General features: G+C 62.1%; 18 protein-coding genes and 1 tRNA gene. 1 reads left to right on the top strand and 18 read right to left on the bottom strand.

The genetic code is table 11. The annotated features are described in order from the left end of the window. Positions 1–2: 2 nt before the first annotated feature. From KFO72_RS26790 to KFO72_RS26710, 17 genes are all read right to left on the bottom strand, one after another. A complete protein-coding gene (locus KFO72_RS26790) occupies positions 3–671 on the bottom strand; it encodes an NADH-quinone oxidoreductase subunit J (protein WP_054930074.1) in 669 nt (222 codons plus the stop codon). 156 nt (positions 672–827) lie between these two features. Continuing rightward, positions 828–1,316 (bottom strand): NADH-quinone oxidoreductase subunit NuoI, encoded by a 489-nt coding sequence (nuoI, locus tag KFO72_RS26785; RefSeq protein WP_012401389.1) that lies wholly within the window; start codon positions 1,314–1,316, stop codon positions 828–830. A gap of 14 nt (positions 1,317–1,330) precedes the next feature. Beyond that, a complete protein-coding gene (gene nuoH, locus KFO72_RS26780) occupies positions 1,331–2,395 on the bottom strand; it encodes an NADH-quinone oxidoreductase subunit NuoH (protein ID WP_054930073.1) in 1,065 nt (354 codons plus the stop codon). Continuing rightward, a complete protein-coding gene (nuoG, locus tag KFO72_RS26775) occupies positions 2,396–4,729 on the bottom strand; it encodes an NADH-quinone oxidoreductase subunit NuoG (protein ID WP_054930072.1) in 2,334 nt (777 codons plus the stop codon). A 95-nt stretch (positions 4,730–4,824) separates the two neighbouring features. Next, positions 4,825–6,153 (bottom strand): NADH-quinone oxidoreductase subunit NuoF, encoded by a 1,329-nt coding sequence (nuoF, locus tag KFO72_RS26770; protein ID WP_054930071.1) that lies wholly within the window; start codon positions 6,151–6,153, stop codon positions 4,825–4,827. Then, positions 6,150–6,635, bottom strand: coding sequence for an NADH-quinone oxidoreductase subunit NuoE (gene nuoE, locus KFO72_RS26765; protein WP_036003823.1), 486 nt, complete (start codon positions 6,633–6,635; stop codon positions 6,150–6,152). The genes nuoF and nuoE overlap by 4 nt, the downstream gene beginning before the upstream one ends. A gap of 158 nt (positions 6,636–6,793) precedes the next feature. Then, on the bottom strand, positions 6,794–8,047 hold the full coding sequence (locus KFO72_RS26760) for an NADH-quinone oxidoreductase subunit D (RefSeq protein ID WP_054930070.1): 1,254 nt from the start codon (positions 8,045–8,047) through the stop codon (positions 6,794–6,796). Positions 8,048–8,056: 9 nt separating this feature from the next. Continuing rightward, on the bottom strand, positions 8,057–8,659 hold the full coding sequence (locus KFO72_RS26755; protein ID WP_036003817.1) for an NADH-quinone oxidoreductase subunit C: 603 nt from the start codon (positions 8,657–8,659) through the stop codon (positions 8,057–8,059). A 21-nt stretch (positions 8,660–8,680) separates the two neighbouring features. After that, complete coding sequence (locus tag KFO72_RS26750; RefSeq protein ID WP_027819582.1) at positions 8,681–9,160, bottom strand: NuoB/complex I 20 kDa subunit family protein; 480 nt, start codon at positions 9,158–9,160, stop codon at positions 8,681–8,683. 62 nt (positions 9,161–9,222) lie between these two features. After that, on the bottom strand, positions 9,223–9,582 hold the full coding sequence (locus tag KFO72_RS26745) for an NADH-quinone oxidoreductase subunit A (RefSeq protein WP_007588164.1): 360 nt from the start codon (positions 9,580–9,582) through the stop codon (positions 9,223–9,225). A 171-nt stretch (positions 9,583–9,753) separates the two neighbouring features. After that, positions 9,754–9,838, bottom strand: a tRNA-Leu gene (locus KFO72_RS26740). A 113-nt stretch (positions 9,839–9,951) separates the two neighbouring features. Then, entirely contained in the window at positions 9,952–10,341 is a 390-nt protein-coding gene (secG, locus tag KFO72_RS26735; protein WP_036003813.1) for a preprotein translocase subunit SecG, read from the bottom strand. A gap of 87 nt (positions 10,342–10,428) precedes the next feature. Next, a complete protein-coding gene (gene tpiA / locus KFO72_RS26730) occupies positions 10,429–11,208 on the bottom strand; it encodes a triose-phosphate isomerase (protein ID WP_060600190.1) in 780 nt (259 codons plus the stop codon). 155 nt (positions 11,209–11,363) lie between these two features. Beyond that, positions 11,364–12,380 carry an NAD(P)H-quinone oxidoreductase gene (locus tag KFO72_RS26725; RefSeq protein ID WP_036003809.1) on the bottom strand — a complete coding sequence of 339 codons (1,017 nt, stop codon included), beginning with the start codon at positions 12,378–12,380 and terminating at the stop codon, positions 11,364–11,366. Between the two features lie 126 nt (positions 12,381–12,506). Further along, positions 12,507–14,645, bottom strand: coding sequence for a polyribonucleotide nucleotidyltransferase (gene pnp, locus KFO72_RS26720; protein WP_054930067.1), 2,139 nt, complete (start codon positions 14,643–14,645; stop codon positions 12,507–12,509). Between the two features lie 316 nt (positions 14,646–14,961). After that, on the bottom strand, positions 14,962–15,234 hold the full coding sequence (gene rpsO / locus KFO72_RS26715) for a 30S ribosomal protein S15 (protein ID WP_036003805.1): 273 nt from the start codon (positions 15,232–15,234) through the stop codon (positions 14,962–14,964). A gap of 169 nt (positions 15,235–15,403) precedes the next feature. Then, positions 15,404–16,684: a branched-chain amino acid ABC transporter substrate-binding protein gene (locus KFO72_RS26710; RefSeq protein WP_225033410.1), complete on the bottom strand. Its 1,281-nt coding sequence runs from the start codon at positions 16,682–16,684 to the stop codon at positions 15,404–15,406. A gap of 177 nt (positions 16,685–16,861) precedes the next feature. Between KFO72_RS26710 and KFO72_RS26705 the strand changes: the two genes are divergently transcribed. Next, positions 16,862–17,386, top strand: a complete 525-nt coding sequence (locus tag KFO72_RS26705) for a hypothetical protein (protein ID WP_054930065.1) — start codon at positions 16,862–16,864, stop codon at positions 17,384–17,386. 129 nt (positions 17,387–17,515) lie between these two features. Here the strand turns inward: KFO72_RS26705 and KFO72_RS26700 are convergent, their stop codons facing one another. Then, positions 17,516–19,066, bottom strand: a complete 1,551-nt coding sequence (locus KFO72_RS26700; protein ID WP_036003799.1) for a 2-isopropylmalate synthase — start codon at positions 19,064–19,066, stop codon at positions 17,516–17,518. Positions 19,067–19,557: the final 491 nt, after the last annotated feature.

The raw sequence follows: 19,557 nt of genomic DNA, 5'->3' as shown, positions 1-19,557 counted from the left end.
GCTCAGCTGTTCTTGCCGGCGCCAGCGTCGCCGGCAACGGTTTCGGGTTCAGCCGGATGTTCCTTCTCGGCGGCCATCTTGACCACGCGCACGCGGTCCTGGGCCCGCACCTTCACCTGATCCGACACGCGCTGGCGCTTGCTGTCCTTGCCGTGACGCGTGGTCAGCGCAATCGCCGCGATGATCGCGACCAGCAGCACGAGGCCGGCCACTTCGAACGCGAAGATGTAGTCGGTATAAATGATCTTGCCGATCAGGCGCGTGTTCGACCAGTCGGCAGCGCCTGCGACGGCGGCCGTCGTATCGCGCACAGGTTGAACCGTCGCGCCGTAGCCGTGCCAGAGAATCAGCGCCGTTTCGATCACGATGATCGCGCCCACCACGGTCGCCATCGGCACGAAGCGTTTGAAGTCGCGCCGCAGCACGTCGAGATTGATGTCCAGCATCATCACGACGAACAGGAACAGCACCATCACCGCGCCGACATACACCAGCACCAGCAGGATCGCGAGGAATTCCGCCTGCAGCAGCATCCAGATCGCGGCCGCGTTGAAGAACGCGAGCACGAGGAACAACGCGGACGCCACCGGGTTGCGCGAAGTGATCACCTTCAGCCCTGACACCGTCAGGAGTAGCGCGAAGATGTAGAACAGTACGGTCGTGAAGTCCATGATTACCGATTCATCGTTAGGCCATCGTCAGGCTTGGTGCTTTGGCGCGCGTCGTCTTCTGCTTGTGATGCGTGACGCGGCGCCAGAGCGGTCTGGCAGCGTCGCGCGGTCTTGTGCCTGCCGGACCGCGCGCCGTCGAACTGCTGTTTCAACCTATCAACGATAGGGTGCGTCGGCTGCCTTGTTCGCAGCGATTTCCGCTTCGTAGCGGTCGCCGACCGCCAGCAACATGTCCTTCGTGAAGTACAGGTCGCCGCGCTTTTCGCCGTGATACTCGAGGATGTGCGTTTCGACGATCGAATCGACCGGGCAGCTCTCTTCGCAGAAACCGCAGAAGATGCACTTGGTCAGGTCGATGTCGTAGCGCGTCGTGCGGCGCGTGTTGTCCGCGCGCGTTTCCGATTCGATCGTGATCGCGAGCGCCGGACACACTGCTTCGCACAGCTTGCAGGCAATGCAGCGCTCTTCGCCGTTTTCGTAGCGGCGCAGCGCGTGCAGGCCACGGAAACGCGGCGAAATCGGGGTCTTCTCTTCCGGGAACTGCACGGTGATCTTGCGCTGGAACGTGTAGCGTCCCGTCAGCGCGAGGCCCTTGAGCAGCTCGGTCAGAAAGAAGGTCTTGAAGAAGTTTTGGATTGCGGTCATGGTTCGTCCGCCCTTTAATTCCAGATATTCAACGGCGACATGATCCAGAGGCCGACCACGATCACCCAGATCACGGTCACCGGCAGGAACACCTTCCAACCCAAACGCATGATCTGGTCATAGCGGTAGCGCGGGAACGTCGCGCGCACCCAGATGAATACCGACAGCAGGAAGAAGACTTTCAGGACCAGCCAGAAAATGCCCGGGATGAACGACAGAAACTCGAACGGTGCGCTCCATCCGCCCAGGAACAGAATCGACGCCAGTGCCGAGATCACGATCATGTTGATGTACTCGGCGAGGAAGAACAGCGCGAACGCCATACCCGAGTAATCGATCATGTGACCCGCGACGATTTCCGATTCGCCTTCCACCACGTCGAACGGGTGACGGTTGGTTTCCGCGATGCCCGACACGAAGTAGACGACGAAGGCCGGCAGCAGCGGCAACCAGTTCCACGACAGGAACGTCACGCCGTGGCTGGCGAAGATGCCGCGCATCTGCGAGCCGACGATATCGGACAGGTTCATCGTGCCCGCCGTCATCATCACGACGACGAGTGCGAAGCCCATCGACACTTCGTACGACACCATCTGTGCCGCCGCGCGCATCGCGCCGAGGAACGCGTATTTCGAGTTCGACGCCCAGCCCGCCAGAATCACGCCGTACACACCGACCGACGAGATCGAGATCGCGTACAGCAGGCCCGCGTTGATATCGCCGAGCACGGCGCCCGCCTGGAACGGGATCACCGCCCACACCGCGAATGCCGGGACCACCACCATCACGGGAGCGATCAGGTAGACCCAGCGGCTCGCTTGCGAAGGCTGAATGACTTCTTTCAGCAGCAGCTTGAGCACGTCGGCGATAGGCTGCAGCAAACCGGCGGGACCCACGCGGTTCGGTCCGAGACGCACGTGCATCCAGCCGATCAGCTTACGTTCCCACAGGATCAGGTAAGCCACGCACAGCAGGATCGCGACGGCCACCACCACGATGCGCACCAGCGCCCACACCGTGGGCCATGCCACGCCGAGAATCTCGGTGCCGCCCGCGTTGATCGATTCGAACAAGGTCATTTACGCCTTCTCCACCACCAGTTCACCGAACAGGCTGCCCAGCGCTGCACCGGCAGGCGTAGCCGCCGACACGCGGACGACCGTCTCCGCAAGATTCGCATCACGCACGGCAGGAATCTGCACCGAGCGATCGCCCTGACGAACGCGCACGGCGTCGCCTTCCTTCAAACCCAGCTTGTCGAACAGCGCGGCGGGCAACCCCACCGAGTTGGCGGCGCGCGCGGCGGCCGTCAGATGCAGCGACTCCGCACGGCGCACCAGCTGGTCCGCGTGGTAGATCGGTACGTCGGCGATGCGCTCGAACGTGCCTTCCGCGGCCTTCGCGCCGTTGCTGCGCGCAACGCTTGCCGACGTCTTGTTCGACAGGCGCGGCGTGAGGTCACCGTCGCCCAGTGCCGCGGCGCGCACCTGCTCCGCCGTATCGTAGTCGAAGCCCGACGCGCCGAGCAGGTTGCCCAGCACGCGCAGCACCTTCCATGCGGGACGCGCGTCGCCGAGCGGACGCACGACGCCGTTGAACATCTGCACCGTGCCTTCCGCGTTGACGAAGGTGCCGGCCGTTTCCGTGTACGGCGCGATCGGCAGCAGAACGTCTGCGTATTCGGCGCCCGTCTGGAACGGCGACATCACCACGACCATTTCCGCCTGGTTCAGCGCGGCAAGCGCCTGCGCCGGGTTGGCCGTGTCGAATTCCGGTTCGAGGTTCAGCAGCACGTAACCCTTGCGCGGCTGTTCGAAGACTTCGCGGGCATTCAGACCGCCCTCGCCCGGCAATGCGCCGACGAGATGCGCGCCGACCGTGTTCGCCGCTTCCGTCAGGAAGCCGAGCGTCGCGCCCGTCGATTCGGCGATCCATTGAGCCGCTGCATGGATGCGCGCGAACTCTGGATGCTGGACGGCACCGTTACCGAGCAGCACGACGCGCGTTTCGCCAGCGCCGAGTTCCTTGGCCGTCTGCTTTGCTGCATCCGATGCCGTCACGCCGGCGAATGCTTCCGGCAGTGCAACGCCCTTCGCTTCCGACACGGCAGCAGCGATGCCTGCGAGTTCATTGAGCCACGCCGACGGCGCAGCAGCGATACGCGCGGCCTGCGGGATCAGCGCGTCGTCGCGCGTCGCCTGCAGCAGCGTGATCTTTGCGCCACCTTTCGCGGCCTGGCGCAGACGCGCGGCAAACAGCGGATGGTCGCGGCGCAGCGACGAGCCGATCACGAGCGCGCTGTCGAGCAGCGACAGGTTGGCGATCGACGTGCCGAGCCACGGCGTGCCGTTCGCAGCGGCCGTGAAATCCGTCTGACGCAGACGGAAATCGACGTTCGGCGTACCGACGGCTTGCGCAAGCTGTTTGAGCAGGAACAGCTCTTCCACCGTGCTGTGCGCGCTGCCGAGTGCGGCAATCGCGTTCGCGCCGTGGTCGGCCGAGATGCCCTTCAGACCCTTGACGACGTATTCGAGCGCCGTCTGCCAGTCCGTCTCGATCCACTGGCCGTTTTGCTTGAGCATCGGGCGCGTCAGACGTTCCGGGCTGTTCAGGCCTTCGTACGAGAAACGGTCCTTGTCCGAAATCCAGCACTCGTTGATGGCTTCGTTTTCGAACGGCAGAACGCGCATCACGCGGTTGTTCTTGACCTGCACCACGAGGTTCGCGCCGACGGAATCGTGCGGGCTCACCGACTTGCGGCGCGACAGTTCCCACGTGCGGGCGCTGTAGCGGAAAGGCTTGCTGGTCAGCGCGCCGACCGGGCACAGATCGATCATGTTGCCCGACAGTTCGGAGTCGACCGTCTTGCCGACGAACGACGTGATTTCCGAGTGCTCGCCGCGGCCCAGCATGCCGAGCTCCATCACCCCGGCGACTTCTTCACCGAAGCGCACGCAGCGCGTGCAGTGAATGCAGCGCGACATTTCTTCCATCGAGATCAGCGGGCCGACGTTCTTGTGGAACACGACGCGCTTCTCTTCGCTATAACGCGACGACGACTTGCCGTAACCGACGGCCAGATCCTGCAGCTGGCATTCGCCGCCCTGGTCGCAGATCGGGCAATCGAGCGGGTGATTGATCAGCAGGAATTCCATCACGGATTGCTGACCCTTCACCGCCTTTTCCGACTTCGTGCGCACGATCATGCCCGCCGACACCGGCGTTGCGCATGCAGGCACGGCCTTAGGCATCTTCTCGACATCGACGAGACACATCCGGCAGTTGGCCGCAATCGACAGTTTCTTGTGATAGCAGAAGTGAGGAATGTAGGTGTCGACCTTATGCGCAGCCTGAATGATCATGCTGCCTTCGGCCACCTCTACTTTCTTGCCGTCTATTTCAAGTTCAACCATGATGGTCAATCTTCCTTAACCTGTTACTGCTCAATCGTTCGCCCGCTCGCCGCTGCGTTTTGCGCTAGCGGCGGCTCCCGCGTTTGATTCCCGCTTTACGCGGCGACCGTTTCCGAGGCCGCCGCCGCGCCGGCATGACCGCCGACCACGCAACGCTTGTTGGCGACGTGATACTCGAATTCGTCCCAGTAGTGCTTGAGCATGCCCCGCACCGGCATCGCAGCCGCATCGCCGAGCGCGCAGATCGTGCGACCCATGATGTTCTCGGCGACCGAGTTCAACAGATCCAGATCTTCCTTGCGGCCCAGACCGTGCTCGATGCGATGCACGACGCGATACAGCCAGCCCGTGCCTTCGCGGCACGGCGTGCACTGACCGCACGACTCTTCGTAATAGAAGTACGACAGGCGCAGCAGCGAGCGCACCATGCAGCGCGTCTCGTCCATCACGATGACGGCGCCCGAACCCAGCATCGACCCTTGCTTGGCGATCGAGTCGTAGTCCATGTCGGTTTGCATCATCAGCTCGCCCGGAATCACGGGTGCCGACGAACCGCCGGGAATCACGGCCTTGATCTTCTTGCCGCCGCGCATGCCGCCCGCGAGATCCAGCAGCGTCGCGAACGGCGTGCCAAGCGGGACCTCGTAGTTGCCCGGACGCTCGACGTCGCCCGACACCGAGAAGATCTTCGTGCCGCCGTTGTTCGGCTTGCCCATCTCGAGGTAGTTCTGCGGGCCGACGGCCAGCAGGAACGGCACGGCCGCGAAGGTTTCCGTGTTGTTGATCGTGGTCGGCTTGCCGTACACGCCGAAGCTCGCCGGGAAAGGCGGCTTGAAGCGCGGCTGGCCCTTCTTGCCTTCCAGCGATTCGAGCAGCGCGGTTTCTTCGCCACAGATGTACGCGCCGTAACCGTGATGCGCGTGCAGCTCGAACGAGAAGCCCGAGCCCATGATGTTGTCGCCGAGGAAGCCCGCTGCGCGCGCTTCTTCGAGTGCTGCTTCGAAGCGTCGATAGACTTCGAAGATTTCACCGTGAATGTAGTTGTAGCCGACCGAGATGTTCATCGCGTACGCGCCGATGATCATGCCTTCGATCAGCGAGTGCGGGTTCCAGCGCAGGATGTCGCGATCCTTGAACGTGCCCGGCTCGCCTTCGTCCGAATTGCAGACGAGGTACTTTTGCCCCGGGAACTGGCGCGGCATGAAGCTCCATTTCAGGCCGGTCGGGAAGCCCGCACCGCCGCGGCCACGCAGACCCGAAGCCTTGACGTCGGCGATCACCTGCTCGGGAGGAATCTTCTCTTCGAGGATACGGCGCAGCTGCTTGTAGCCGCCGCGCTCGACGTAGTCCTGAAGATGCCAGTTGTCGCCGTTCAGACCGGCGAGAATCAGCGGCTTGATGTGACGATCGTGTAAAGACGTCATTTCGAAAGTTCCTCGAGGAGCTGGTCGATCTTCTCGCGGCTCATGAAGCTGCACATACGATGGTTGTTCACGAGCAGCACGGGCGCATCACCGCACGAACCCATGCATTCGCCCTCTTTGAGGGTGAATTTGCCGTCCGCGGTGGTTTCGCCGAAGTCGATGCCGAGCTTCTGCTTCAGATATTCGGCGGCGCTGTCCGAACCGCCGTCGGGACCGAGCTGGCACGGCAGGTTCGTGCAGAGCGTGATCTTGTATTTGCCGACGGGCGACGTCTCATACATCGTGTAGAAGGTCGCAACCTCCTGCACGGCGACGGCCGGCATGCCGAGATAGTCCGCGACGAACTGCATGAGTTCGGGCGACAGCCAGCCAAGCTCTTCCTGACCGACCGCCAACGCCGACATCACGGCAGACTGTTTCTGATCGGCGGGATACTTTGCGATCGCGCGATCGATTTCTTTCAGGCCTTCAGCTGAGATCATTTTCAGACACGACTCTTTCAATTCCTACCGAACGAAAACCTGTCGCGCACTGCGTGTTGCGACAGACCCGGCGTTCCTTTGCTTGACGCGCGCTCCGCTTCTCATGCTTATCGGCCACGTGAGCGCGTGCCTTGATGAAAATCGCTTACGACATCCGCTTAGCGATCCACTTCACCGAACACGATGTCCTGTGTGCCGATGATCGTCACGGCGTCCGCGATCATGTGGCCGCGCGCCATTTCGTCGAGCGCGGACAAATGGGCATAACCCGGCGCACGAATCTTGAGGCGGTACGGCTTGTTCGCGCCGTCCGACACGAGATAGATGCCGAACTCACCCTTCGGATGCTCGACGGCCGCATATGCTTCGCCTTCCGGCACGTGGAAGCCTTCCGTGAAGAGCTTGAAATGGTGAATCAGCTCTTCCATGTTCGACTTCATGCCCACGCGCGACGGCGGTGCGATCTTGTGATTGTCGGTCATCACAGGACCGGGATTCTTGCGCAGCCATTCAATGCACTGTTTCGCAATGCGCGTGGATTGACGCATTTCTTCGACGCGCACCAGATAGCGGTCATAGCAGTCGCCATTCACGCCGACGGGAATGTCGAAATCCATCTGGTCGTACACTTCGTACGGCTGCTTCTTGCGCAGATCCCACTCGATGCCCGAGCCGCGCAGCATCGCGCCCGTCATGCCCAGTTGCAGCGCGCGCTCCGGACTCACGACGCCGATGCCGACCAGACGCTGCTTCCAGATACGGTTGTCGGTGAGCAGCGTTTCGTACTCGTCGACGCACTTCGGGAAGCGGTTGAAGAAGTCCTCGATGAAGTCGAGCAGCGAGCCCTGACGGGTCTCGTTCATCTTCGACAAGGCCTTCGCATTGCGGATCTTCGATGCCTTGTATTGCGGCATCGCGTCCGGCAGATCGCGGTACACGCCGCCCGGACGATAGTAAGCCGCGTGCATCCGTGCGCCGGACACCGCTTCATACACGTCCATCAGGTCTTCGCGCTCGCGGAAGGCGTAAAGGAACACGGCCATCGCGCCGACGTCGAGCGCGTGCGCGCCGATCCACATCAGGTGGTTCAGCACGCGCGTGACTTCGTCGAACAGCACGCGGATGTATTTCGCACGGATGGGCACATCGATGCCGAGCAGCTTTTCGATGGCCAACACGTAGCCGTGCTCGTTGACCATCATCGACACGTAGTCGAGACGATCCATGTACGGCACGGACTGAATGAAAGTCTTGTTTTCCGCGAGCTTTTCCGTCGCGCGATGCAGGAGGCCGATGTGCGGATCGGCGCGCTGGATCACTTCGCCGTCGAGTTCGAGCACGAGGCGCAGCACGCCGTGCGCTGCCGGGTGCTGCGGACCGAAGTTGAGCGTGTAGTTCTTGATCTCTGCCATGGCGTTCTCTTAGTGTTTCAGGCCGCCATAGCGATCCTCGCGGATCACGCGCGGCGTGATTTCCCGAGGCTCGATCGTCACCGGCTGATAGACGACGCGCTTCTCTTCCGGGTCGTAACGCATCTCGACATAACCGGAAACAGGGAAATCCTTGCGGAACGGGTGACCGATGAAACCGTAATCGGTCAGGATGCGGCGCAGGTCCGGGTGACCTTCGAAGACGATGCCGTACAGGTCGAACGCTTCGCGCTCGTACCAGTTGGCCGAACTCCAGATGTCGACGACCGACGCGACGAGCGGCACTTCGTCGTCCGGCGCGAACACGCGCACGCGCACGCGCCAGTTGTTCGAGACGGACAGCAGATGCAGGACGGCGGCAAAACGCGGACCTTCGTAAGCGCCTTCACCGTAGGTTTGATAGTCGATACCGCAGAGGTCGATCAGCTGCTCGAAACGCAGCGTCGCGTCGTCGCGCAGACGCTTTGCCACTTCGAGGTAATCGTCCGCCTTCACGACGATGGTCAACTCACCGGTCGATTCGGTGATGCTCGTCAGGCGGCCGCCAAAGGCCGCCTCGAGGTTCGCTTTGAGGGTCTCGAGTTTGCTTGCCATATTGTGGGGAGGCTTGGGCTTTTATTGACGGGCGATGGTGCTGGTCCGGCGGATCTTCGCCTGCAACTGGATCACGCCGTACACCAGCGCTTCAGCTGTGGGCGGACAGCCCGGCACATACACATCGACGGGCACGATACGGTCACAGCCACGCACCACCGAATACGAGTAGTGATAATAGCCGCCGCCGTTCGCGCACGAACCCATCGAGATCACCCAACGCGGCTCGGCCATCTGGTCATAGACCTTGCGCAGCGCAGGCGCCATCTTGTTGCACAGCGTGCCGGCGACGATCATCACGTCCGACTGACGCGGACTCGGACGAAACACCACGCCGAAACGGTCAAGGTCATAACGGGCAGCGCCCGCATGCATCATCTCGACCGCACAACACGCGAGACCGAACGTCATCGGCCAGAGCGAGCCGGTACGCGTCCAGTTGATCAGCTTGTCAGCCGTGGTGGTGACAAACCCTTCCTTCAAGACCCCTTCGATACTCATTTGTTTTCCACTCCAGACAGGCGGCGAGCCATCGCCACCTACACACACCGGCGATTAACCCGTCATTCCCAGTCGAGGCCGCCTTTCTTCCAGATATAGGCGAAGCCCAGCAGGAATTCGAGCAGAAAAATCATCATCGAGATGAAGCCCGGCCAGCCGATATCGCGCAGGGCCACGCCCCACGGAAACAGGAATGCCGTTTCAAGGTCGAAGATGATGAAGAGAATGGCGACCAGGTAGTAGCGCACATCGAACTTCATGCGCGCATCTTCGAATGCTTCGAAGCCGCACTCGTACGGTGCGTTCTTTTCGGTGTCCGGTCGATTCGGACCGAGGATCTTGCCAATACTGACCAGTGCTACGCCTAAACCGGTGCCCACGAGGAGAAACAACAAGACGGGGAAATAGGCTGCGAGGTTCAAAGTATCCTCAATCGGTTGGTTCTGAGTGACGTCAGGAGACGTTGACTACGCGGAACAACCCCTGACGCGAAACACTTCGGGATGCTTGATGTTGAAAGCCCACAGCAAACACCACCTCAGAAGTGAAAATGCCAGCCGAAGCTGAAGCAAGCGGCTGGCATTAGATAACATTGGTGCCGACGGCGAGACTCGAACTCGCACAGCTTTCGCCACTACCCCCTCAAGATAGCGTGTCTACCAATTTCACCACGTCGGCACTGTCTGCAATCCGGGAAAACAAACTTGTAAAACCCGCGAATCGCTTCAAGACTTGAATTGTAACCCGGCCTAACAGTTTGTTCAACGCACAAACGTGTTTTTCCCGAAAATTTATTTCGGCACGTCCTGGCCTGGCGCAGAAGCTGCAGACGCAGCAATTGCAGCCGATGCATTAGCCGGTGCCGAAGCACCAGGCGCAACCGAGGCAGCCACAGGCGCCGCTGCCGGCATGCTGCCCAGTACGCCCGCGGAAGGCTTCGAGTGATAAGCGCCGAGGTACGTCAATGTCAACGTGGTGACGAAGAATACAGCTGCCAGTATCGCAGTAGTACGTGACAGAAAATTAGCAGAGCCCGTCGCGCCGAAGAGACTGCCCGACGCGCCACTACCAAAAGCCGCGCCCATGTCGGCACCCTTGCCGTGTTGCAGGAGCACGAGGCCGATGACGCCAAGCGCCGACAGCAACTGCACGACAATGATCAACGTTTTCAAATACAGCATCACACTCACCTGAGTCTTTATTTAACCGCACAGCACGACATGCTGCACGCAATGGGTCATCCTCGCCCGGGCACTCTGCCTTGATGCTCAGCGCGCGGCCGTTGCCGCGACAGCTGCCGTGCAGATTGCCAGGAAATCCTTGTCCTTCAACGACGCACCACCAATCAGGCCGCCATCGATATCCGGCTGACTGAACAGATCTTCCGCGTTCTCCGGCTTCACGCTGCCGCCATACAGCAGCGGCACGTCGGCGGCCTCGCCGCCCTTGGCAACGAGACGCGCGCGCAGGAACGCGTGAACGTCCTGTGCCTGCTGCGCCGTCGCGCTCTTGCCAGTGCCGATTGCCCACACAGGCTCGTACGCGACCACGAGGCGAGCCGCCTCTTCCACCGACAGATTCACGAGCACCGCATCCAGTTGCTCGCCGACGATCTGCTCGGTCCTGCCACCCTCGCGCTCTTCAAGCGTTTCGCCGACGCACACGATCGGCGTCAAGCCTGCCTCGAGCGCACGCTGCGTCTTCACGCCGACGACCTCAGGGCTTTCGCGATGATACGCACGACGCTCCGAATGCCCGACGATCGCGTACGACGCGCCAAACTCTGCAGCCATTTCGGCCGCGACCTCGCCGGTAAATGCGCCTTGCGTGTGCGCGGAGATATCCTGCACACCCCACGCGACGCGACCGCTTTCGAGCAGCGTTTGCGCCTGCGCCAGATAGGGACACGGCACGCATACGCCGACTCGCACATCGTCCGGAAGATCTGCGGCGCCGCGCGATACCGCCTGCAGCAGCACACGGTTATCGGCCAGCCGGCCGTGCATCTTCCAGTTACCGACTACCAGTTTTGCTCGTTGATTCGCCATCGTCTCGCTCGTTTTATCGTGGTACGGGTGATGAACGCGTCCGCTTCGTCGGCGCTCGGTACCCGCTCCGCATGCAAAAACCATGCAGAACGCGCAAAACACGCGATTTTACTGTGTGCTGACAGACTGGGTCAAACTCAATTAAACGACCGCTGTCAAGCACCTGCACCCCAATTCAACACGATCTTGCCGACGTGCGTGCTGCTCTCCATCAGCTCATGCGCCTGCGCGGCTTCGCTGGCGGGGAACACCTTGAAGATCACTGGCTTGATCGTGCCGTCTTCCAGGTGCGGCCATACACGCTCTTTCAGTTGCGCCGCGATCTTCGCCTTGAATTCGACGGGCCGCGGACGCAGCGTCGACCCCGTGACGGTAAGCCGGCGACGCAGAATGTCGTTCAGATTCACTTCCGCCTTCGCGCCGCCCAGCAGCGCGATGATGGCGAGACGGCCGCCGTCGGCGAGCGCCTTGAGTTCCCGCGGCACGTAGCTGCCCGCGACCATGTCGAGGATCACGTCAACCCCGCGGTCGTTCGTGAGCGACTTGATCACCTCGACGAAATCTTCCGTCTTGTAGTTGATCGCGCGCTCAGCGCCGATTTCCTCGCACGCGCGGCACTTCTCGTCGGTGCCGGCCGTCGCGAACACGCGAAAGCCGAGCGCATGAGCAATCTGGATCGCCGTCACGCCGATGCCGCTCGAGCCGCCCTGCACCAGAAACGTTTCGTTCTCGCCGCCCTCGCCTCTGCCGAGCATCGCACGGTCAAAAACATTGCTCCAGACGGTGAAAAATGTCTCGGGCAACGCCGCCGCTTCGATATCGGAAAAGCCCTTCGGCACTGGCAGACATTGCAGCAGCGGCACGGTGGCGTATTCCGCATAGCCGCCGCCCGCCATCAGCGCGCACACACGGTCGCCGATCTTCAGACCGAACGGATTGCGCTTCTCGTCGATGTTTCCGCCGACGATTTCGCCCGCCACTTCCAGCCCCGGCAGGTCCGATGCGCCCGGCGGCGGTGCATAGCCGCCCTTGCGCTGGAACACGTCCGGGCGGTTCACGCCCGACGCCGACACCTTGATCAGCACTTCACCCGCTTTCGGTTCGGGCATCGGCCGCTCGGCGAGCTTCAAGACTTCCGGCGCACCGAATTCGGTGATTTCGATTGCGTTCATCGTCGTCTCTCCCAGGTCTGGATTGCGCTGCAAACCGGCCGTGCAAACCCGTTCGCACTGCAATCCACCCTACATGAAAAACGGCCGGCGCGCAGTTGCGCTACCGGCCGCTCCACCTTCACCGCATTATTGCTGCGGCGTCGGCTCCGTTTGTGCTGCTTCGTTCAGGAGCGCCTTCGCCGACAGACGCACACGACCCTTCTCGTCCGTCTGGATGACCTTGACCTTCACTTGCTGGCCTTCCTTCAGATAGTCGTTGATGTCCTTGATACGCTCGTTAGCGATTTCGGAGATGTGCAGCAGACCATCCTTGCCCGGCAGCAAATTGACGATCGCGCCGAAGTCCAGCAGCTTGAGAATCGTGCCTTCGTAGACCTGGCCGACTTCGACTTCCGCCGTGATGTTCTCGATGCGCTTCTTCGCTTCGGCCATGCCTTCGCTGCTCGTGCTCGCGATCGTGACAACGCCGTCGTCGGAGATGTCGATCGTCGTGCCCGTTTCTTCCGTCAGCGCGCGGATCACCGAACCGCCCTTGCCGATCACGTCGCGGATCTTTTCCGGATTGATCTTGATGGTGATCATGCGCGGTGCGTACGCCGACAGTTCCGTGTTCACGCCCGACACCGCCGAGGTCATCTTGCCGAGGATATGCAAGCGGCCTTCCTTCGCCTGCGCGAGGGCGACCTGCATGATTTCCTTCGTGATGCCCTGGATCTTGATGTCCATCTGCAGTGCCGTCACGCCAGCTTCCGTGCCCGCCACCTTGAAGTCCATGTCGCCGAGGTGGTCTTCGTCGCCGAGGATGTCGGTCAGCACCGCGAACTTGTTGCCTTCGAGGATCAGGCCCATTGCGATGCCGGCGACGTGCGCCTTCATCGGCACGCCGGCGTCCATCAGTGCGAGGCAGCCGCCGCACACCGAAGCCATCGACGACGAACCGTTCGATTCCGTGATTTCCGACACGACACGGATCGAGTAGCCGAACTCTTCGGCGCTCGGCAGGCACGCGACCAGCGCGCGCTTCGCGAGACGGCCGTGGCCGATTTCACGGCGCTTCGGCGAGCCGACGCGGCCCGTTTCGCCCGTCGCGAACGGGGGCATGTTGTAGTGGAGCATGAAGCGCTCGCGGTACTCGCCTTCGAGCGCGTCGATGATCTGCTCATCGCCCTTCGTGCCGAGCGTCGCGACGACCAGCGCCTGCGTTTCGCCACGCGTGAACAGCGCCGAACCGTGGGTGCGCGGCAGGACGCCCGTGCGGATTTCGATCGGACGAACCGTGCGCGTGTCGCGGCCGTCGATACGCGGCTCGCCGTTCAGGATCTGCGAACGGACGATCTTGGCTTCGATGTCGAACAGCACGTTGCCGACGGATGCCTTGTCGGCTGCCACCGTGCCCGCCGCCGCTGCTTCTTCCTCGAGCTTGGCTTGCGTGGCTGCGTAGATTGCCTTCAGCTTGGCCGAGCGAGCCTGCTTGTCGCGCGTCTGATATGCCGACAGCAGTTCGTTGCCCGCGATTTCGTTGACGCGCGCAATCAGCGCTTCGTTCTTCGGCGCCGCTTGCCAGTCCCACTCGGGCTTGCCGCCTTCACGGACCAGTTCGTGGATCGCGTCGATAGCCGTTTGCATCTGCTCGTGACCGAACACGACAGCGCCCAGCATCACGTCTTCCGGCAGTTGATCCGCTTCGGATTCGACCATCAGCACCGCGCGCTCCGTACCGGCGACGACGAGGTCCAGACGCGATTCCTTGACTTGCGAGCGGGTCGGATTCAGCACGTACTCGTTGTTGATGTACGCGACGCGCGCAGCACCGACGGGGCCGTTGAACGGCAGGCCCGAGACCGCGAGCGCCGCCGATGCGCCGATCAGCGCCGGGATGTCGGCGGGGACTTCCGGGTTGATCGACATTACGTGGATGACGACCTGCACTTCGTTGTAGAAGCCTTCCGGGAACAGCGGACGCAGCGGACGGTCGATCAGACGCGAAATCAGCGTTTCGCCTTCCGACGGGCGGCCTTCGCGGCGGAAGAAGCCGCCGGGAATCTTGCCTGCGGAATAGGTTTTTTCGATGTAATCGACGGTCAGCGGGAAAAAGTCCTGGCCCGGCTTTGCCGTCTTCGCGCCGACCACAGTAGCCAGCACGACGGTGTCTTCGACGTCGACCAGCACCGCGCCGCTCGCCTGGCGGGCGATTTCACCCGTTTCCATGCGGACCGTATGCTGGCCCCACTTGAACTCTTTGACGACCTTGTTAAACAGAGACATTTGTCCTCCTTGATCTTTTGGTCATGCCGCGCAAAACCGCGCGCGGCACCGTCAGGACCGAACCTTTCGGGTAGAGGAGTGTTATGCCATTCCAGAGAATCACGTGGCTGCAACTGTTTGCACGCGAACCGCTGGAATGACACAGCGCCCTACCCTGAAGCCCGGCTTTATTTCGTTTTACCCGCGGCGCAACCGGCACGCCTCACGGGCGGTATCAACGGCAAACCTCACACGAAGCGCACCGTTGAAAAACAAAATGCCTGTATCAGCGGAACTGACACAGGCATCTTGCTGACAGAAAGTCCGATGCGCCGGATTACTTACGCAGACCCAGCTTCTCGATCAGAGCGCGGTAACGATCAGCGTCCTTGCCCTTCAGGTAGTCGAGCAGCTTGCGACGACGGCTCACCATGCGCAGCAGACCGCGGCGGCTGTGGTGGTCCTTCGTGTGGGCCTTGAAGTGGACCGTCAGTTCGTTGATGCGCGTGGTCAGCAGAGCGACCTGAACTTCGGGCGAGCCGGTGTCGTTAGCAGCGCGTGCGAATTGCGCGACGACGTCGGATTTCTTGGTGGTTTCAGCTACGGACATGTTGATTTCCTTTGAATCGACAGGCGGTCACGGAAGAAAGGCCGTGCCGTGGGTTACAACAAAACGAGTCGCGTATTGTAGCACAGCGTGTTCATCGGGCGAACCCCGCCGTTTCGGGCCGCGCGCCCGGCCGGCCTGAACCCGCCCACGGCCGGACTTTCACACCGGCTCAGGGCCGCCTCATCCGGCACGTCGCAGGCGGCACCGTGCGCTCGGGCGGCAGCGCCAGCACCGTTCTGAAGCCGTAACCCGAGCCTTCGTTGTCGAAATGGACGCCCGGCGTCCCTGCCTTGTCCATCTCCATCACGTAAAGGGGCTGGATCAGCTGGTGGTCGTCGGCGCGCATCCACGACGCATGAAAACCATTGTCGTATTTCATCCCTTCGAGCGCCTTCGCGACCTTCTCCGGCTGCGCGCTGCCCGCACGGCCCATCGCCGCCGCCAGCATCTCGATCATCAGCGGCATGCGCAGCACCGGGTAATCGTCCGGCGCAGCCGGGAAACGCTGCCGGAACGACGCGTACCACGCGTCCGACGCCGCGCCGCCCGCGTTCGGATGCCATTCGGCCACGGCGATCACGCGCTTGACGCCCGCGTCGCCGAGCGCGGCCGGCGCGCCCAGACTGTTGCCGTAGAACGTGTAGAACTTCGTGTCGAGGCCTTGCTCGCGCGCCGCCTTCACGAGCAGCGTCAGATCGTTGCCCCAGTTGCCCGTAATCACGGCATCGGCGCCGCTCGCGCGGATTTTCGCGATGTACGGCGCGAAATCCTTCACGCGGCCGATCGGATGAAACTCGTCGCCGACCACCGCGACGTCCGGCCGCTTCGCGACGAGCGCCGCCCGCGCCAGCGTGCTCACGTCATGTCCGAAGCTGTAGTCCTGATTCAGCAGATAGACCTTCTTCACCGACTTGTCGCGCTGGATGACATCGGCGAGCGCGTCCATCCGCATGCCGGCATGCGCGTCGAAGCGGAAATGCCAGAAGCTGCAATTCGCGTTGGTGAGCGCCGGGTCGTCGGCGGAATAGTTCAGAAACAGCTCGCGGTTGTCCGGCTCGCGCGTGTTCTGCCTGTCGATCGCCGTCAGCAAGGCGGCCGCCACGGCCGAGCTGTTGCCTTGCGCGATGAAGCCGATGTGTTTGTCGGCGGCTGCGCGCAGTTGCACGAGCGCCTCTTCCGCGCTGCCCTTGCTGTCGAGCACGACGAGTTCGAGCGGATGCGCGCCGTCCGCGAGCTTCACGCCGCCGCGCGCGTTGACCGTTTCGACGCCGAATCGCAGGTTTCGCTCGACAGCCGCGCCCGCGTTCGCGAACGGGCCGGACATGCCTTCGATCATCGCGATACGGATCGGCGCGCCAGCCGGCGCGCCTTGCGCATGCAGATTGGCGGCTGGAACCGTCGCCGCCAGCATCATCGCGGTCGCCATCGCCTTTGCCCACTTTGCTTTCATCAGCGTCTCATCTGTCGATCGAAGCGCGGATCATAGGACGGCGCGCGGGGCTCAAGCAAGCGAATCGCGCGCGAAGGCCCGTTCCGCCGGGCGAATGCCCGAAAATCTTTTGACGTGGCGCGTGTCAAAATATCAGCCTGGAACAACAACCACTCATCGAACACCACCGGAGGTGTCATGTTCAACCGCCTTTCGTTCGGGCGCCCGGCGCGCGGCGCGCTGGCCGTTCTTGCCTGCGCCGTGTTGCTCGCTGGCTGCGCGCAGCCCTGGCAGAACTATCAGGCGGGCGCGGATCAGTCGACGATCGTCGCCCGCCTCGGTCCGCCGCGCGAAGTGTACGACCTGCCCAACGGCGGCAAGCGCCTGATGTGGCCGACGCAGCCGATGGGCGAAACCACCACGGCCGCCGACGTCGACGCCTCGGGCAAGATCGTGAACGTGCGCCAGGTGCTGCAGCCGAACGAGTTCTATCGCGCGGAGATCGGCAAATGGACGCGCGACGACGTGCTCGTCAACTTCGGACGCCCGGTCGAAACGAACTATTTCCCGCTGATGAAGCGCGAAGTGTGGACGTACCGCTATCTGGAAGACAACGTCTGGTACATGATGTACAGCTTCTATTTCGATGATCAGGGCATCCTGCGTCTGACTCAAAAGACGCCTGATCCCTTGCATGATCCGGATCGCCGCAGCTTGTTCTGAGTTGCTTCGGCGCAAATCGGAAAGCCGCCTTGCGAGGCGGCTTTTTCATGACTTTTCCTGTCGCAGTCGCAAAGAAAAACCCCGCCGCAGCGGGGTTTTTCTGACTACGATCAACCGCACAAACGCCGATCAGATTTCCGAGCGTTGCGGATTCAGCTTATCGTGTCCGGCATACAGACGGTTCAGCGCCGAGATATATGCCTTCGCCGATGCGGCGACGATATCCGGGTCAGTGCCCACGCCGTTCACGATGCGCCCCGCCTTAGACAGACGCACGGTCACTTCGCCTTGCGCCTGCGTTCCCGTCGTAATGGCGTTGACCGAGTACAGCAGCAGTTCCGAACCGCTGCCCACTTCCGTTTCGATCGCGTTCAGCGTCGCGTCGACGGGGCCGTTGCCGTTCGCTTCGCCGACCACTTCCTTGCCCGCGACCGAGAACACGATGCGCGCATGCGGCCGCTCGCCGGTTTCCGAGTGCTGCGACAGCGACACGAACTTGTAATGCTCCTTTTCCTGCGCTTCGGCCGATTCTTCCGTGACGATTGCGATGATGTCTTCGTCGAAGATCTCGGACTTGCGGTCGGCGAGTTCCTTGAAGCGCTGGAACGCGAGGTTCAGTTCGCTTTCGCTGTCGAGGGAGATGCCCAGTTCCTGCAGACGCTGCTTGAACGCGTTGCGGCCCGAGAGCTTGCCGAGCACGATCTTGTTCGCGGTCCAGCCCACGTCTTCCGCGCGCATGATTTCGTAGGTGTCGCGCGCCTTCAGCACGCCGTCCTGGTGGATGCCCGATGCGTGCGCAAACGCGTTCGCGCCGACAACCGCCTTGTTCGGCTGCACGACGAAACCCGTGATCTGCGAGACGAGCTTCGATGCCGGCACGATCTGCGTCGTGTCGATGCCGAGGTCGAGGCCGAAGTAGTCCTTGCGCGTGCGCACTGCCATCACGATTTCTTCGAGCGACGTGTTGCCCGCGCGTTCGCCGAGACCGTTGACCGTGCACTCCACCTGACGCGCGCCGCCGATCTGCACGCCTGCCAGCGAGTTCGCGACGGCCATGCCGAGGTCGTTATGGCAATGCACCGAGAACACGGCCTTGTCGGAGTTCGGAATGCGTTCGCGCAGCGTCTTCACGAGGTTGCCGTACAGTTCCGGCACGCCGTAGCCGACGGTGTCGGCGATATTGATGGTCGTCGCGCCTTCCGCGATCACGGCTTCGAGCACACGGCACAGGAAGTCCATGTCCGAGCGGCTGCCGTCTTCCGGCGAGAATTCGACGTCATTCGTGAACTTGCGCGCGAAACGCACGGCCAGCTTCGCCTGCTCGAACACCTGGTCGGGCGTCATGCGCAGCTTCTTTTCCATGTGCAGCGGCGACGTCGCGATGAACGTGTGGATGCGGAAGTGGTCGGCGGGCTTCAGGGCGTCGGCGGCGCGCTGGATGTCCTTGTCGTTCGCGCGAGCGAGCGAGCAGATGGTGCTGTCCTTGATCATGCCGGCGATCGTGTGGATCGCGTCGAAGTCGCCGTTCGAGCTGGCGGCGAAGCCTGCTTCGATCACGTCGACTTTCATCCGTTCGAGTTGCTTCGCGATACGGATCTTTTCTTCCTTTGTCATCGACGCACCGGGCGATTGTTCGCCGTCACGCAACGTCGTATCGAAAATGATGAGCTTGTCTGCCATCTCGGGTCTCCAGGGGGATTCGGTCAGTTTGAATTGGAAAACGGAATTCGAGTGTTTGCGCCACCACCGCAGGCGACGCTAAACAACGAACGAGGCAGACGGAGGGCGAAAACGATCAGCGCGGCAGGCGCGCTAGAGCTAGCGAGCGTAGTAGCTTGCCGGCTTGAAGAGACAGGAAGGGGAACTTGGAAAGTGCCATGCCAGAGACTATAGCGGCAATGCCGGAAACGTGCAATTGGGGGCCCTGCGGGCCGGGCTTTTTGGGGTTTGGTCTGGGGGGTTTGGTCTGGGGGGTTTGGTTTTTGGGGTTTTTGCTGCGTGAGCGGGATGGCGCGGGATGCGCCGTTTGCGTTTTTGGGCTTTGCGCTGGCATCCGCGGTTTCGGGTTTTGCGCTGGCATCGACGGTTTCGGGCTTTGCGCTGGCATCCGCGAATTGTTAGCGCGCTTCACGCGTCGCCCCTGTGCGGGGCGGCACCTACTTTTCTTTGCC

Source organism: Paraburkholderia sp. XV (assembly GCF_020177535.1).
GTDB lineage: Bacteria > Pseudomonadota > Gammaproteobacteria > Burkholderiales > Burkholderiaceae > Paraburkholderia > Paraburkholderia caribensis.
Note: the sequence above shows the minus strand (reverse complement) of the source record. Positions and strands in the feature narration are given on the sequence as shown.